Genomic DNA, 14,995 nt, shown 5'->3' on the forward strand with positions numbered 1-14,995 from the left:
AGGAATTCAATTTGAACTTTGAACAAACCCAAAAGGTAAAGGACCTGGAGATCAAGTTAACGGATTTCATGGAAAGGTACGTCTATCCGAATGAAGCTGTATACAAAATACAGCTAGAGGAGCAGCAAAGCCGCTGGAGCGACATACCACCGATTTTATCTGAACTGACGGAGAAGGCAAAGGAAGAAGGATTATGGAATTTATTCTTGCCTGATAGCATTTATGGGGCAGGTTTAACAAATCTGGAATATGCACCGCTCTGCGAAATCATGGGAAGATCGATGATCGGTCCTGAAATCTTCAACTGTAACGCACCTGATACAGGAAATATGGAAGTTCTGGTGAGGTACGGATCCGATGAACATAAGGAACGTTGGCTGAAGCCTTTGTTAGCAGGGGATATTCGCTCATGCTTCTCGATGACGGAACCGGATGTAGCGTCTTCCGATGCGACCAATATTGAGTGCAGAATCGAGAGGTCCGGTAATGAGTATGTGATAAACGGCAGGAAATGGTGGTCATCCGGGGCAGGAGATCCGCGATGCAAGATTGCCATCGTTATGGGAAAGACCGACCCTGAAGCTTTGAAGCATGAGCAACAGTCCATGATACTGGTGCCGCTGGACACGCCGGGCGTCAAAATTGAAAGAATGCTTCCTGTATTCGGCTATGACCATGCTCCTCATGGACATGCCGAGATCAATTTCGACAATGTGAGGGTCCCGGCAGAGAATATTTTATGGGGTGAGGGCAAGGGGTTTGCAATTGCCCAAGGAAGATTGGGTCCTGGAAGGATCCATCACTGCATGAGGCTGATCGGCGCAGCTGAAAGGGCACTTGAAGAATTATGTAAGCGCATTCAAGGTCGTGTCGCTTTTGGAAAGCCATTGGCGAGACAAGGCGTGATCATGGAGTGGGTCGCCGATTCGCGGATTGAAATCGAGCAGGCTAGACTCCTGACGTTAAAAGCCGCTTATATGATGGATACGGTAGGAAACAAAGAAGCGAAGGCGGAAATAGCCATGATAAAAGTGGTTGCGCCGAATATGGCATTGCGGGTGCTTGATCGAGCCATTCAAGGATTCGGTGCAGCGGGAATTTCCGATGATTTCCCTTTTGCCGCACATTGGGCCAATGCCCGGACGCTAAGGCTTGCTGATGGGCCGGATGAAGTTCACCGATCTCAAGTGGCAAAAATCGAGCTTCGGAAATATCAACAAAAGCATGAGGTGAAAATATGAACGTCAAGGAGCTATTCGACCTGACTGGAAAAACGGCTATCATAACCGGGGGCGGCAGGGGACTAGGTGAACAAATGGCGACCGGTTTTGCCGAAGCGGGCGCTAATGTCGTTCTTTGTTCCAGAAAGAAGCAGGCATGTGATGAAGTGGCTTCGAAAATTGAAGGACTAGGAGTCAGAGCACTTTCTTTTAAGTGTGATATCACGAATCCTTCAGATGTACAAGAAGTGGTTAATGAAACATTCCGTGAATTCGGCTCCATTGATATCCTCGTAAACAATAGCGGTGCATCCTGGGGGGCGCCAGCAATCGATATGCCGCTTGAAGCGTGGCATAAGGTGATGAATGTCAATGTAACCGGGACCTTCATCATGAGCCAGACTGTGGCCAGGGTCATGATAGAGCAAGGATATGGAAAAATCATTAACATCGCTTCCGTTGCTGGATTGGGAGGGACGGACCCAAGGGTGCTCGATACGGTCGGATACAATACGAGCAAAGGGGCGGTCATTACGTTAACGAAGGATTTAGCCGTAAAATGGGGCCCGCACAATATCCATGTGAATGCGATCGCACCTGGCTTCTTTCCGACAAAAATGACAAAAGGAGTGCTGGCGCAAGGAGAGAATCCCATCTTGGATTCCACCCCGCTTAATAGATTAGGCAGTAATGATGATCTAAAAGGTGCAGCCGTTTTTCTCGCTTCAAAGGCATCTGATTATGTAACTGGAAACATTCTGATTGTCGATGGGGGTTCACATGCAATGTAAGAACAAGTAAATATATGGCTGGAGGGAATGGAATGATGAATGATAAAAAGTGGCTGTCCGTGTATCCTGAATCAATTTCAAAAGAAATAAAGGTACCTGATGTTCCGATGCAAAAAATTCTTCAAAATGCATGTCAATCCTATCCAAGCAATACTGCCATCACTTTTTATAATCAAAAGATCACATATCAGGAGCTTTACATTATGTCGCAAGCCTTTGCTTCAGCCCTTCAAAAAAAAGGAGTCAAAAAAGGCGATCGTGTCGCAATCATGCTTCCAAACTGTCCACAATATGTCATTGCGTATTATGGGTCCTTGACCGCAGGTGCGATTATCACCCAAGTCAATCCAATGCTGGTCGAAAGGGAATTGCAGCATATCTTGCAGGACTCCGGAGCGGAAACGATCGTGGTAATGGATGGTTTATATCCGAAAGTGAAGAGTGTGAAGCAGCATACGAACTTGAAAAATATCATTGCAGTGAGTCTGCAGCAATCAAAGGCCGTTTTCTCACCCGATACGTCATTTGATGAATTCATGGAAAGCGGAGACGGCAACATCAATCCTATATCCATTGATCCGGAACATGATATCGCCGTTCTTCAATATACAGGTGGAACGACGGGACGTTCGAAAGGGGCCATGCTGACTCACCGCAATATTCTGGCAAACGTCGTTCAGTGCTATGAATTCTTCAAGCATGAATTAAGTATCGGTTCTCAAAGAACACTCTCGATCATACCGCTTTTCCATGTTTTTGGCATGACATCAGCCATGAATTTATCCATCTATATCGCAGGCGATTCAATCATGCTGCCACGATTCGAAATTGATGAAGTGCTTGAAACGATCAAGCGTGAACGGCCGACGACCTTTCCTGGTGTTCCGACCATGTATGTAGCATTGACGAATCATCCAAAGGCTGAAGAGTTCGGAATGGGCTCCATCAGGCTCTGTAACAGCGGAAGTGCACCAATGCCAGTCGAGCTTTTACGGGAGTTCGAAAGAAAATCAGGTGCAAAGATCTTGGAAGGCTATGGGCTTACGGAAGCTTCTCCAACAACGCATTGCAACCCGGCATTTGCCGAAAGAAAGCCGGGAAGTGTCGGGATCGGTGTCCCTTCTACCGAATATAAAATCATGGATCTAGGGGACGGGACAAAAGAAGTCGCACCAGGTGAAATGGGGGAATTGGTCGTCAAAGGTCCCCAAGTGATGAAAGGTTACTGGAATATGCCAGAGGAAACGGCAGTCACCCTCAGGGAAGGCTGGTTATATACCGGGGATATCGCCAAGGTCGATGAAGAAGGATACCTTTATATTGTCGACAGGAAGAAGGACTTGATCATTGCAAGCGGCTACAACATTTATCCGCGTGATGTGGAAGAAGTACTCTATGAACATCCTGCGGTGCGGGAAGCGGTGGTCATCGGAGTTCCGGATGCATACAGAGGAGAGTCGGTTAAAGCGGTGCTTGTATTGAAAGATGGAAAAATGACAAGTGAACGGGAAATCATCGATTACTGCCGTGCAAACCTGGCGGCCTATAAAGCTCCGCATATCGTTGAATTTCGTGAGGAATTGCCGAAAACGAATGTCGGAAAGATATTGAGGCGGGCTTTAAGGGAAGAACTATCAAAAAAATAATAGGGTTCGGGAGTATGACAGCGTATGATATTGATTCACTGAAATTTTAACAGAATGCGAGGATGCATACATGAAGGAAAAAATGACAGAACATAGCATACGCTTATTCGAAAAGAAGGGCTTTAGTGAAACGTCGATTACGGATATCGTCGAATCGATTGGTGTGACGAAAGGTACATTTTATTATTACTTCAAGAGCAAAGAGCAGTTGCTGATGGATATTCATCTAGCATATATAGACGAGTTGCTCTATGAGCAGGAAAAAATCATTTCGACCCCAGGGAAAGCCTGCAAGGATATCCTTTTCGATATCGTCCATATGCTTTTAAAGAGCATTAAAACGAAAAAATCGAGCGCAACGGTCTTTTTCCGGGAAATGAAAAATCTTAGTGATGAAAAATTGGCACAAATTCTCCCCAAACGAGATGAGTTTCGCAGCAAAATCGAGCAGGTGCTGAATAGTGGCATCGAGAGCGGGGAATTGCGTGCCAATCTCGATGCTTCCATCATCTCCTTTGCCATTTTGGGAGTGGCGAATTGGAGCTATCATTGGTTTGACCCAGATGGGAAAAAAAATGAACAGGAAGTGGCCGATATTTTCATGGGGATGATTTTACATGGAATTGAAGCATGATGTATGTGCTACATACTGACTAGTTAGTAGAAGGGAGATTGAAGACATGACAAACGAGCAAATTCAATCGATAACCGTGATCGGGGCCGGCCAGATGGGTCATCAAATCGCGATGCTTGCATCATTGGGTGGTTATGAAACGATTCTTCAGGATGTCCAGGAACAAGCATTGCAGGAGGCTAAGGGGAAATTGGAAGCGATCATGACCAAATGGGTTCAAAAAGGTAAATTGACAGAAGATCGGAAATTGGCGGCTTTTAGCCGGCTTCAATATACTTCCGACCTGGAGAGGGCGGCTAGTGGAGCTGATTTGATCATCGAAGCGGTTGTGGAAAAGCTGGATGTAAAGCAGGATGTCTTCGCTAAACTGGATAAGCTGGCGCCAGCTGAGACCATTTTCGCGACGAATAGTTCCACGATTGTCAATAGTCTCCTTTCCAGCGTGACAAAACGTCCGGACAAGTTCATAAATATGCATTTCTTTTTTCCGCCTTTAGTAATGGATTGCGTTGAAGTGGTCATGAGTGATCAAACATCGGAAGAAACGGCCAAGCAAGCGATGAAAGTCACACAGACAATGAATAGGACTGGTGTGTTATTAAGGAAAGAAATATCGGGGTTCGTAGCCAATCGGATTTTGGGTGCGCTTCAGCGTGAGGCCTTATATTTGTACGAGGAAGGAATTGTCGATTATGAGGATATCGATTTAATTTGCCGAAAAGCGCTAGGCCATCCGATCGGGCCGTTTGAACTGATGGATTTATCAGGAATTGACGTAGGCTATTTCGTCATGCAGCAGCGATACAATGAAACGGGAAATCCTGAGGATAAGCCAAATGCCTGTATCGAAGAAAAGGTGAAGCAAGGGCATTTAGGAAGGAAATCGGGTAAGGGCTGGTATGAATATCCAAATCAAGGGGTGAAGAATTGATGACAAGATTCATTAAAGTGAAGAAGGAAAACAAGGTTGCAATCATCACCATTGATAATCCACCGTTAAACGTCATTAGCAAACAAGTATTCAAAGAATTGGGGGACACCTTCACGGAACTTTCCAATGACAATGAAGCGGTAGCAGTGCTCATAACGGGTGCAGGTGACATGGCGTTTGCAGCCGGTGCCGATATAAAGGAATTCCCTAACTTGATGGGAAATCCAAATATGAAGGAAACGGTAAAGGAAGGGCATGCAGTATTGACGATGATCGACCAATTTCCTAAACCGACGATAGCCGTATTGAATGGCCTTACTTTAGGAGGGGGATGCGAACTCGCTTTGGCCTGTGATTTACGTGTTGCAGAGGCTCAAATCCAAATCGGCCTTCCCGAGGTTAAATTAGGTTTATTTCCTGGAGGCGGTGGGACACAACGTTTGTCCAGGCTTGTTGGAAATGCAAAAGCAAAGGAAATAATATTTACCGGTGATCCGCTTGATGCCAAAGAAGCCGAGAAAATCGGGCTCGTCAATAAAGTCGTCGAACAGGGCAGAGGTTTGGCAGAGGCGAAACTGCTTGCCTCAAGAATTACAAGGCACTCCCTGCAGGCGCTTTCGAGAATCAAGAAGGCGATCAATGATGGCAGTGAGGCTAAGCTTGAAGAAGGACTGGAGCTAGAAACGAATTTATTCGAGGAAATTTTCCAAACCGAAGATGTTAAAGAGGGGGTTTCCGCTTTCTTAAATAAGCGTAAACCGTCTTTCGTACACCGTTAATCAAGGAGGGGTATCATGCATGAATTCGAAGTGAACGTCCGTTTTTCCGAAACGGATGCCTTTGGTCCTATCAATAACACCAGTTATTTCATCTATCTGGAAGAAGCTCGAATGAAGTTCTTCGAAGCTTTGGATCTAACAACGGATGCTCAACCATGGAGCTTTTTATTAGCCTCGACCAATTGCAATTTCACTGCCCAAGGTTACTTCAATCAACTGTTGACCATACGAACTTCATTGACAAAGGTAGGCACGAAAAGCTGTGATATCAGTCATGAAATCCTTTGTTCCCAAACGGGTGAGATCATTGCCAAGGGACATGCCGTTTTAGTCTGTTATAATTTTGCCACTCAAAAAAGTGAACCGATACCTGAAAAGATGAAAGAAAAGCTCATCTCGGAGATTGTACTTCATTAGCTTGAATTATAAGTCGAAAGGATTGAAGTATATATGGTGGACGATACGATTCCGGTTCGGCCTGGTGAGGAGCTGGAAATTAACGTTTTAGAAAAATTCCTAAGGGAAAATGTGAACGGTCTTCCCAATGAGCCGTTAAACCTGCAACAATTTTCGAATGGCTATTCAAATTTGACCTATCAGCTGAAAATGGGAGAGTGGGAGGCTGTCCTTAGAAGACCGCCACTAGGTCCCGTTGCGCCCAAGGCACATGATATGGAGCGTGAACATCATATTCTTTCTGCCATCCATCCCTATTTCCAATCGGCACCCGAGCCAATCCTGTTTTCAGATGATGAATCGATTGTCGGGGCCCCCTTTTTCTTAATGGAAAGGAAGCACGGGTTGGTCATAGATAATGAATTTCCCGAAGGCATCGCCCCTACCGTGGAACGATGCCGCAGGCTTTCTCATGTCATGGTCAATCAACTTGCCGATCTTCATTCGATTCCATATGAGAAAACGAAATTAATGGAAATATCCAGACCAGCTGGGTTCATTGAAAGGCAAGTGGTCGGATGGATTTCTAGATATGAGAGGGCAAAGACGGATGAAATTAAAGAATTGATGCCGCTCATAAAGTATTTGCAGCAAAGTATTCCAAAATATAGCCAGACTTCAATCATCCATTATGACTATAAGATCAACAATGCCATGTTCAATCAAGACCTAACCGAGATGGTGGGATTATTCGATTGGGAGATGGCGACCGTTGGAGATCCGCTTGCCGATTTAGGAGTGGCTTTAAGCTATTGGACGGAAGTTGATGACCCCGAATTAATCAAAATCGGTCTTGGTCATGCATCCATCACGACTTTAAAAGGTTTTTTGACGCGAGAGGAATTTATCGAGACATATGCAATCAGAAGTGGCAGGGATGTATCAAACATCGATTTTTATGTAACCTTTGGTTACTTTAAATTAGCAGTCATCCTTCAACAAATTTATTCTCGATATAAAAAAGGGCAGACGAATGATCCCCGCTTTTCCCAGCTTGGAAAAACGGTAAAAAGCTTACTCGCCCATGCTGCAAATGTAGCAGCAAAGGAAGTTTAGAAATGGAGCATGTTCAAAACATTCATTTACTTTTAAAAAAAGAAGAGATAAGCAAGGAAAAGCTTTCCGAAGGAGAGAAAGTGGCGGTCATCCTCGATGTACTATTAGCAACCACCACGATCATTTCTGCACTTCATGATGGAGCACGCAGGGTGGTACCTGTCATGGACCCATCTGATGGCTTATTAATGAGCCAGGAAGAGGAATTTGGTGAATATGTATTGGCAGGAGAGCTTAATGCTGCGCCGGTGGATAATATAATTTACCCCAGTCCAACGCGGTTAGGCAAGATGGTACGTGATAAAACGCTTATACTGTCCACAACTAACGGAACGGTTGCTTTGAGAAATTCCGCCGCTGCCAAAAAGGTGTATATCGCTTCTTTATTGAATAATCCTTCAGTTGCAGAAAAAATAAAACAGCAGCACCAGACCGAAACGATCATCATCGTATGTTCGGGAAACTCAGGTGAATTCAGCCTGGAGGATTTTTATGGGGCAGGACATTTGATAGATTGCCTGACGCTTGGCTCAGAGGAGAGGTTCATCCTCAATGACGCCGCAAGGGCTGCAATTGCGCTCTATCGCACAAATTTGGAAAATGCTTTCGAAATCCTGCAATCATCATATGTCGGACAGCTGTTCGAACGGCACAGGTTGATCGATGATTTGAAGTTGGCTGCAAATAAGGGCTCGATCAATCTTGTTCCCGAGATGGTGAATGGAAGAATCGAAGCTGAATTAAGCAGGGGGCAAATGGAGCATCAAAATCGGAATACGAGGTGAACGTGATGAGATTCTCACAGTCGGTAGCAGTGGTGACAGGAGCAGGTTCCGGTATTGGGAAAGCAACTGCACAACGCTTATCGGATGAAGGGGCAAGCGTATTGTTGGTAGGGCGGACGAAGGCAAAGCTGAAGGAGGCTGCAGCCGAAATCAATGCCAGGCATACCAGACCGGTGGCCGATATTTTCCCTGCAGATGTGACGGACGAGGAAGATGTAAGGGAGCTTGCAATGTATGTGAAGGAGAAATATCAAGACCTTCACATTTTAATCAATAACGCAGGCGGATCAAGGTCCTCTAAGCTTTTGGACACTTCCGAGGATGATTGGGACATGGTTCAACATGTCAACCTGAAAAGTGTTTTTCTAGTTTCCAAGCATTTGGGGAAAGTGATGGTGGAGGGAGCGAGCCGTGAAATCGGAGACCTGGTAAACCGGGCAATCGTGAATGTAGCTTCACTATCAGGACACCAAGCGGGGGCGGTCATTCCGCATTATAGCTCGGCTAAAGCAGGTGTCATCAGCTTAACGAAATCCTTGGCATTGGAACTGGCTCCTGCTGGCATTCGGGTCAATTCCGTTTCACCCGGATTCATCGAGACACCTTTAACCGAGAATGGGCTGCAAAATGAAAAATTCGTTAAATCGATTCAGCGAAACACTGTGTTGGAAAGAGTTGGGAAAGCAGAGGAAATAAGCAATGTCATATCGTTTGCTGCATCAAGCGAGGCCTCCTATATGACTGGGACAGACATTCTTGTTGACGGCGGCTGGTTAATCAAATGACAAAGGAGATTGGGAAAATGTTAAAAGACCATTTATTGACAGAGGTAACTGGAAATGTATTGATCCTGACTTTGAATCGACCTGAAAGCTTGAATGCCTTCAGTCCGGAGATGATTGCCAACTTAACGAAGGAAATTAGGGAAATCAAAGAAAAGCCCCATATAAGGGCAGTCGTCATTAAAGGGTCTGGACGGTCATTCACTGCTGGTGGGGATGTGAAATCGATGGGGAGGGCTTCTGCAGGCCAATTATATGACCATGTCGGGAGGATGAATGAATGCATATTGGCTCTTGATGCTTCCGAGGTTCCCGTGATTGCTGCTGTCCATGGATTTGCAGCAGGGGCCGGTTTCAATTTGGCCCTTGCCTGTGATTTGATCATAGCCTCCGAGGATAGTCAATTTGCCATGAGTTTTTCCCAAGTAGGCTTAATATCAGATGGAGGGGGTTCGTATTTTTTACCGAAGCTGGTCGGGCCCCATCTTGCAAAGCAACTCTTCTTCTCAGCTGAACCGATTTCAGCTGAGCGCTTATATCAGTTAGGCATCTTAAATCATCTATGTCCACTAGATCAACTTGAGGAGGAAACGTTCAGGCTTGCGAACAAGCTGGCCAATGGCCCGACAAAAGCATATGGAATGATGAAAAAGCTCGTTAGCCATTCCTTTACGGCGTCCCTTGACGAAATTCTTGAACAAGAGCGAATTACCCAAACGCTGATGGCGTCGACGGAAGATCACTTAGAGGGAGTCGCTGCTTTCAAGGAGAAAAGAAAACCGGAATTCACCGGAAATTGAGGGGGTACCATGATGAGAGCGATACAATTTAAAGAATATGGCGGGCCGGATGTCCTGAAAATGACAGATACGGAAAGACCAGTTCCAACTGGTCATGAGGTGCTCATTGAAATCGATTGTGTCGGCGTCAATTATGCAGATACTGCCAGAAGGGAAGGGCAATATGTCGTGCCAACCCCGCTCCCGTTCATCCCGGGTGCGGAAGTGGCTGGAGTTGTGGTAGAGGTTGGCGGGAAAGTGACCAAAATCAAACCTGGGACAAGGGTGGTGAGCTTGATCGAATCGGGGGGATATTCCGAATATGCCCTGTCCGATGAATTCTCTGTCATTCCGCTCCCGGATGCGATTTCCTTTCATGAAGCTGCAGCATTGCCCCTTCAAGGGCTGAGTGCTTATCATATTCTAAAGACGATGGGACGCTTGCAGCAAGGAGAAACGGTGTTGATACATGCCGCAGCAGGGGGAGTGGGGACAATCGCCCTCCAGCTTGCGAAAATCTTCGGTGCAGCTAAAGTGATAGCCACTGCCAGCACGAAGGAAAAGTTGGAGTTGGCTAAAAAACTGGGGGCTGATGAATTAATCGATTACACGGAGGAAGGTTGGGAATTGAAGGTGCGTGAGGCAACGGGTGGTAAAGGAGTTGATGTGGCATTGGAAATGGCCGGGGGAGACATTTTCAATAAAACTTTGAAATGCTTGGCCCCATTCGGTCGTCTTGTTGTTTTTGGCAATGCCAGTCGTGAGGGTTATACGATGAACCCACAGCAATTAATGAGACGCAATCAATCCGTTGTCGGCTTCTTCCTGCCGCAAATCATGAAAAAGCCGGAATTGCTGCTGCCTAGCATTGAAGACCTTTTTTCTTACGTCGCATCAGGAAAGCTGAAGCTGACGATCGGCGGTGTTTATCCGTTCGAAAAGGCAGCCAATGCTCATGAAGAAATGAACACCCGTCAAACGACAGGAAAATTGATACTTCAGGTTAAATGATGGAAAGGGGTGATACCGAAGGAGCGGTACACCCCTTTTCACTAAAGGTTTAAAACTCAATCCGTTTCGGTGCTGACATCTTTATCGGGGTGCATAAAAGGCGGCTGGGGTTCCTTTTTTGCTTCTAACAGATCACGGTTTTCCGAGGAATTCCAGCCTATATCATTGGTAGGATGGACCCATTCGTCCCCAGCCATGATTTCGGGATCGGTATCTTCACTCCAATTTTCAAGGGGGGAGTTTTCTGATGCGTATTTACTGTCCCCGATCACGACGCCATAATCATTAACAAATGGAGCTTGTGGTTTTATGCCCGTTCCTTTAAAGCTTGGCGCGTTGATTTGATGCGGCTGCGTATCCGCGATGATGGGTGAATCCATTTTCTTGTTATTCTTCATATCCTCTCTCCCTTTTTATTGTTTACGGTTATTTTTCTCGGCTGTCCCTATATTATCCCTGAATAATTTCCCTCTTATTTACCCCATCATAAACCGTAAACTTTATTGAAAAAGGATGGATGAAAATGAAACGAAAAGCCAATGTGGATGGTGCTGTCAAAGCAAGTAAAACCCCAAAAAGAAACCAGGCTGAAAATGATTTCTCAAATGAGTTTGCAGCAGAGGAAAACCCAATGAAGGGTGCCAACCGCAATTCAAAGCAAGGCAGAAAAGGAAGAAGTTAATGGATAAGGACATGCGGCCCCAAGAGGAAAAACAGATGGGAGATCATGTACGGACTGAATTCGGAATTGAATTCAGCGGTGACATGAACGCAACCAAAATTTATGAAATATTGGCAAAAGAAAATAAAAAGCGGGAAGATAAGTAAAATAGGGACGGATCCATTTTGGATCCGTCCTTATTCTTACTATACAGAAATTCCTGATGTTGGCATTGTGAAGACCGTTGATCCATTTCCACCCGGATCGAAATGAGCAAGCATGATCGAAGGCTTTTCAGTAATGGTTCCTTCAGTCAAATAGGTTTCCAAATCAAAAGGGAGGGCCTCAAGCAATGTATGTTTGTGGATCTCCTTTTCATTAAGCCCAAGTGTTGTAAAAGAGTCTCCGAGCAGCTCGGGATAAGATAGAATGGCTTCATAAATCTCTTTCCGTCCTTGTTTATCCAACGATGATTCCCACCATGCTTTCCGTGGCTTGAATTTTTGATTGTTGAAATAATCCAATTTCATGAGACCTGTAATGGTTGCCAGTTCAGCAGAACCACGGGAAGCGAGAAACTGCTGCAGACGCCTGAATAAGTCTTCCAGTTGATGTCCGATGCGGGACCAGCCCTGTTGATCCCAATACGTACCGAAAGCTTGAAAGAAGTCGAATGGCGATGGAAAGACCGATGTAACAAGATATTCTGTCGTATGATCCATCCTATGATCATTCCAATATTTTTCGAGGACATCCTCAACTTGTTTAATCCGAACGATATCATCAAAGGATAATACATTATTGCCGAGAATTTCATAGGGAGCATGCTCACTATAAATATATTGGTGTTCATCTGCACGAATCCGCAACCCAGTCCCACGGAGCATTTTTAGGAAGCCTAGCTGCATCTCTTCGGGCCTAAGCGCGAAAACATCATTGAAGGTTTTTTTGAAGGTAAGATAATCTTCTTCAGGTAAACCGGCAATCAAATCTAAATGTTGATCTATTTTCTCCCCATCTTTGACCATCGTAACGGTACGAGTCAGTTTTTCGAAGTTTTGTCTTCGCATGACTAGGTCATTTGTCTGGTCATTCGTTGATTGTACACCAATTTCGAAACGGAATAACCCTGCTGGAGCATTGTCATTCAAGAACTGGATAACTTCCGGACGCATGATGTCTGCGGTGATTTCAAACTGGAAAACCACACCGGGATGATGCTCATCAATCAAGAATTGGAACATTTCCATCGCATAACTTCGACTGATATTGAAGGTCCGGTCAACAAATTTAATGGTCTTTGCTCCATTATTCATTAAGTACCTGATATCTTCTTTAATCTTTTCACGGTCAAAATACCTGACACCCACCTCGATGGAGGAAAGGCAAAATTGGCAGCTGAAAGGGCAGCCGCGACTAGTTTCGATATAGGTGACCCGCTTGGATAGATCACGGCGGTCTTCGTCCAAACGATAGGGAGTAGGAAGCGATTTAAGATCAACCTTACCGTTTTGTGGCTGGATGATTTTTTTTCCTTCTTCTCGATAGGCGATGCCGCCTATCCTTTTGTAATCATGTGATCCTTCAATTTCAGATAAAAGGGATTTGAATGTGACTTCACCTTCCCCAATTACGATAAAATCAGCACCGGGAATTCGATCAAGCCATTCGTTGACATCATACGTAACTTCAGGCCCTCCGAGGATGATCACTAATTCTGGATTGATTTTCTTAAGCATGGCGATGACTTTCATCGTTTCCTCTATATTCCAAATGTAGCAACTGAACCCAATGACATCGGGTTTTTTGGAATGGAGGTCACCGACTATGTTCATGATAGGATCCTTTATTGTATATTCGGCTAAATGCGCCTCGTATTCCGGCTGCGCATAAGCCTTTAAATAGCGTATCGATAGCGATGTATGGATATATTTTGCGTTAAGAGTACTAATGATAATATTCATTTGAAGAAACGCCTGTCTCCTTTCATGTACATTTCTTTTTAAGACAGTAAACACTAACGAGTAATTTTACCATAGCGCGCTCGATTTGAAAAATGAGTTACTGAAGGTCTAAGCTCTCTTGGAAACTAGATACTTGAATGATCGGTCGTACATGCAGCCTCCTGCTGTCAGCTTCTCCAATTATACAAGTGGAGCGGAAAGGGCCGGACCATGTGCAAAACTTTCTATATTTTGAGGTGAAAAATGAAAGAAACCCCGTGAATGTTAGTTTGATGTCTAACATTCACGGGGCAGTTCAAAGTTCACCTACAGGTAGAAGCGAGTATAGCTTTACCAGTACTCCTTTAAAATGCTTGTTTAATATATTCTTTCGTTCTGGACATGAACCTTTTGGTTTTCGTGGCCTTTAATTCGATTATTGGCTGGGCCAATGTGGCAATCATCTCGCTTGACAATAGGACAGTGATCAAGAAAGAGAGACAGGCGAGCATGATGAAACTTTCTGTATTACTGAAGTAGTCCTGGATGGTGCTCTCACGGAAGAAACGTATGAAGAACCCATGCAGCAAATATACGTATAAAGTTTGCTTGCCCCAGTTGGTAAAGAAATATTGTCCTCGAGGGATGAAGGATAGGAAGCTGAATACAGAAATCAGGCTCAATCCATAAAACCCAAGGCGTTTAAACATCGACACGAGTGTTGCATCTTCGAGTTCGGCATACGGCTTGGAGCCGAGAAGCCATTTATAATTGATATCGGTGTTTAAATAAAACCCGATAAATATCACTAACATGACACCAAGGGAAGCCAAACGGAATTTTGGTGTGAATAATTTTTTTAACTGGTCTTTACTTAAATGGTATCCGATCAGAAACATCGGAAAAAAAACGAACGTCCTTGAGAGACTAAGGTAATTAGAAATATTATCCATATAACCGATCAATAAAGCGATTATTAAAGATAACCCTATCCCGACGTATGGTTTTAGCTTTGAGAATCCCAGCAACATGATGTTCCAACAGAAAAGACTGATCAAGAACCAAAGCGACCATTGTGGATCAAGCAAGTCTACAGTGAGGGCTGAGCGTTGATATAAGAAATAATAATAGACGGCATATATCAATTGGAAAATGACATAAGGTAAAATCAGCTTTTTGGTGATTTTACCTAAATATCCTTTTTGATAGAATCCTTTTGCAAAGAACCCCGAAACAAGGATAAAGGCAGGCATGTGGAAGGAATAAATGGTTTTATATAAAGCGTAAATCGTTTCACTGTCATGTATATACGTATTAAGCAAATGTCCGAAGACGACAAATGCCATAAGGATGAACTTGGCATTATCAAAGAAAAAATCACGTTGTTTCATAGTTGCCTCCATTTAATTGAATTTTAAGGTAGCTAGAAAGCATTGTTATTTTTATACCCAAAGTTCGTAGTGTGGAATCATCATTTGTTAAATTTATTTTATGATTTCATTCTTAAATTAAGCTTAACGC

General features: G+C 44.4%; 17 protein-coding genes. 14 read left to right on the top strand and 3 right to left on the bottom strand.

The window, feature by feature from the left end:
* The first annotated feature begins 68 nt into the window (after positions 1 to 68).
* The 12 genes from ABE28_RS06825 (at position 69) to ABE28_RS06880 (ending at position 10,870) form a co-directional block, all read left to right on the top strand.
* Positions 69 to 1,241 (top strand): acyl-CoA dehydrogenase family protein, encoded by a 1,173-nt coding sequence (locus ABE28_RS06825; protein WP_373921334.1) that lies wholly within the window; start codon positions 69 to 71, stop codon positions 1,239 to 1,241.
* On the top strand, positions 1,238 to 2,011 hold the full coding sequence (locus tag ABE28_RS06830) for an SDR family oxidoreductase (protein WP_064466470.1): 774 nt from the start codon (positions 1,238 to 1,240) through the stop codon (positions 2,009 to 2,011). Before ABE28_RS06825 ends, ABE28_RS06830 begins: the two co-directional genes overlap by 4 nt.
* Before the next feature lie 35 nt (positions 2,012 to 2,046).
* The gene (locus tag ABE28_RS06835; RefSeq protein ID WP_064466890.1) at positions 2,047 to 3,657 is read left to right on the top strand and encodes a long-chain-fatty-acid--CoA ligase; all 1,611 of its coding nucleotides are present in this window, start codon (positions 2,047 to 2,049) and stop codon (positions 3,655 to 3,657) included.
* 70 nt (positions 3,658 to 3,727) lie between these two features.
* Positions 3,728 to 4,291 (top strand): TetR/AcrR family transcriptional regulator, encoded by a 564-nt coding sequence (locus tag ABE28_RS06840; RefSeq protein ID WP_064466469.1) that lies wholly within the window; start codon positions 3,728 to 3,730, stop codon positions 4,289 to 4,291.
* Positions 4,292 to 4,337: 46 nt separating this feature from the next.
* Entirely contained in the window at positions 4,338 to 5,222 is an 885-nt protein-coding gene (locus ABE28_RS06845; RefSeq protein ID WP_064466468.1) for a 3-hydroxyacyl-CoA dehydrogenase family protein, read from the top strand.
* Positions 5,222 to 6,001: an enoyl-CoA hydratase gene (locus ABE28_RS06850; RefSeq protein WP_180319982.1), complete on the top strand. Its 780-nt coding sequence runs from the start codon at positions 5,222 to 5,224 to the stop codon at positions 5,999 to 6,001. The genes ABE28_RS06845 and ABE28_RS06850 overlap by 1 nt, the downstream gene beginning before the upstream one ends.
* A gap of 15 nt (positions 6,002 to 6,016) precedes the next feature.
* Complete coding sequence (locus ABE28_RS06855; protein WP_064466466.1) at positions 6,017 to 6,418, top strand: acyl-CoA thioesterase; 402 nt, start codon at positions 6,017 to 6,019, stop codon at positions 6,416 to 6,418.
* A gap of 33 nt (positions 6,419 to 6,451) precedes the next feature.
* On the top strand, positions 6,452 to 7,513 hold the full coding sequence (locus tag ABE28_RS06860) for a phosphotransferase family protein (protein WP_064466465.1): 1,062 nt from the start codon (positions 6,452 to 6,454) through the stop codon (positions 7,511 to 7,513).
* Positions 7,514 to 7,515: 2 nt separating this feature from the next.
* Positions 7,516 to 8,298, top strand: coding sequence for a 2-phosphosulfolactate phosphatase (locus ABE28_RS06865; RefSeq protein ID WP_064466464.1), 783 nt, complete (start codon positions 7,516 to 7,518; stop codon positions 8,296 to 8,298).
* 5 nt (positions 8,299 to 8,303) lie between these two features.
* Positions 8,304 to 9,083 (top strand): SDR family NAD(P)-dependent oxidoreductase, encoded by a 780-nt coding sequence (locus ABE28_RS06870; RefSeq protein WP_064466889.1) that lies wholly within the window; start codon positions 8,304 to 8,306, stop codon positions 9,081 to 9,083.
* Positions 9,084 to 9,100: 17 nt separating this feature from the next.
* The gene (locus ABE28_RS06875; protein WP_064466463.1) at positions 9,101 to 9,880 is read left to right on the top strand and encodes an enoyl-CoA hydratase/isomerase family protein; all 780 of its coding nucleotides are present in this window, start codon (positions 9,101 to 9,103) and stop codon (positions 9,878 to 9,880) included.
* Positions 9,881 to 9,892: 12 nt separating this feature from the next.
* Entirely contained in the window at positions 9,893 to 10,870 is a 978-nt protein-coding gene (locus ABE28_RS06880; RefSeq protein WP_064466462.1) for a quinone oxidoreductase family protein, read from the top strand.
* A 56-nt stretch (positions 10,871 to 10,926) separates the two neighbouring features.
* Here ABE28_RS06880 and ABE28_RS06885 read toward each other — a convergent pair whose 3' ends face one another.
* Complete coding sequence (locus ABE28_RS06885) at positions 10,927 to 11,268, bottom strand: DUF3905 domain-containing protein (RefSeq protein WP_064466461.1); 342 nt, start codon at positions 11,266 to 11,268, stop codon at positions 10,927 to 10,929.
* 125 nt (positions 11,269 to 11,393) lie between these two features.
* On the opposite strand from ABE28_RS06885, the gene ABE28_RS25445 reads away from it, so the two are divergent.
* Together ABE28_RS25445 and ABE28_RS24895 are read left to right on the top strand one after the other, a co-directional pair.
* A complete protein-coding gene (locus ABE28_RS25445) occupies positions 11,394 to 11,552 on the top strand; it encodes a hypothetical protein (protein WP_061144505.1) in 159 nt (52 codons plus the stop codon).
* Positions 11,552 to 11,698, top strand: a complete 147-nt coding sequence (locus ABE28_RS24895; RefSeq protein WP_156775701.1) for a hypothetical protein — start codon at positions 11,552 to 11,554, stop codon at positions 11,696 to 11,698. Before ABE28_RS25445 ends, ABE28_RS24895 begins: the two co-directional genes overlap by 1 nt.
* Before the next feature lie 39 nt (positions 11,699 to 11,737).
* On the opposite strand, the gene ABE28_RS06890 is transcribed toward ABE28_RS24895, so the two are convergent.
* The gene (locus ABE28_RS06890) at positions 11,738 to 13,495 is read right to left on the bottom strand and encodes a B12-binding domain-containing radical SAM protein (RefSeq protein ID WP_064466460.1); all 1,758 of its coding nucleotides are present in this window, start codon (positions 13,493 to 13,495) and stop codon (positions 11,738 to 11,740) included.
* Between the two features lie 344 nt (positions 13,496 to 13,839).
* On the bottom strand, positions 13,840 to 14,865 hold the full coding sequence (locus ABE28_RS06895; RefSeq protein ID WP_064466459.1) for an acyltransferase family protein: 1,026 nt from the start codon (positions 14,863 to 14,865) through the stop codon (positions 13,840 to 13,842).
* Positions 14,866 to 14,995: the final 130 nt, after the last annotated feature.

The organism is Peribacillus muralis (assembly GCF_001645685.2).
GTDB classification, from domain to species: domain Bacteria; phylum Bacillota; class Bacilli; order Bacillales; family DSM-1321; genus Peribacillus; species Peribacillus muralis_A.

Bases quoted from the DNA above. Each gene is read 5' to 3' on its own strand.
- ABE28_RS06875 (WP_064466463.1), top strand. From the start codon at position 9,101: ATGTTAAAAGACCATTTATTGACAGAGGTAACTGGAAATGTATTGATC.
- ABE28_RS06865 (WP_064466464.1), top strand. From the start codon at position 7,516: ATGGAGCATGTTCAAAACATTCATTTACTTTTAAAAAAAGAAGAGATA.
- ABE28_RS06825 (WP_373921334.1), top strand. From the start codon at position 69: ATGGAAAGGTACGTCTATCCGAATGAAGCTGTATACAAAATACAGCTA.
- ABE28_RS06885 (WP_064466461.1), bottom strand. From the start codon at position 11,268: ATGAAGAATAACAAGAAAATGGATTCACCCATCATCGCGGATACGCAG.
- ABE28_RS25445 (WP_061144505.1), top strand. From the start codon at position 11,394: ATGAAACGAAAAGCCAATGTGGATGGTGCTGTCAAAGCAAGTAAAACC.
- ABE28_RS06855 (WP_064466466.1), top strand. From the start codon at position 6,017: ATGCATGAATTCGAAGTGAACGTCCGTTTTTCCGAAACGGATGCCTTT.
- ABE28_RS06880 (WP_064466462.1), top strand. From the start codon at position 9,893: ATGAGAGCGATACAATTTAAAGAATATGGCGGGCCGGATGTCCTGAAA.
- ABE28_RS06895 (WP_064466459.1), bottom strand. From the start codon at position 14,865: ATGAAACAACGTGATTTTTTCTTTGATAATGCCAAGTTCATCCTTATG.
- ABE28_RS06830 (WP_064466470.1), top strand. From the start codon at position 1,238: ATGAACGTCAAGGAGCTATTCGACCTGACTGGAAAAACGGCTATCATA.
- ABE28_RS06840 (WP_064466469.1), top strand. From the start codon at position 3,728: ATGAAGGAAAAAATGACAGAACATAGCATACGCTTATTCGAAAAGAAG.
- ABE28_RS24895 (WP_156775701.1), top strand. From the start codon at position 11,552: ATGGATAAGGACATGCGGCCCCAAGAGGAAAAACAGATGGGAGATCAT.
- ABE28_RS06870 (WP_064466889.1), top strand. From the start codon at position 8,304: ATGAGATTCTCACAGTCGGTAGCAGTGGTGACAGGAGCAGGTTCCGGT.
- ABE28_RS06890 (WP_064466460.1), bottom strand. From the start codon at position 13,495: ATGAATATTATCATTAGTACTCTTAACGCAAAATATATCCATACATCG.
- ABE28_RS06845 (WP_064466468.1), top strand. From the start codon at position 4,338: ATGACAAACGAGCAAATTCAATCGATAACCGTGATCGGGGCCGGCCAG.
- ABE28_RS06860 (WP_064466465.1), top strand. From the start codon at position 6,452: ATGGTGGACGATACGATTCCGGTTCGGCCTGGTGAGGAGCTGGAAATT.
- ABE28_RS06850 (WP_180319982.1), top strand. From the start codon at position 5,222: ATGACAAGATTCATTAAAGTGAAGAAGGAAAACAAGGTTGCAATCATC.
- ABE28_RS06835 (WP_064466890.1), top strand. From the start codon at position 2,047: ATGAATGATAAAAAGTGGCTGTCCGTGTATCCTGAATCAATTTCAAAA.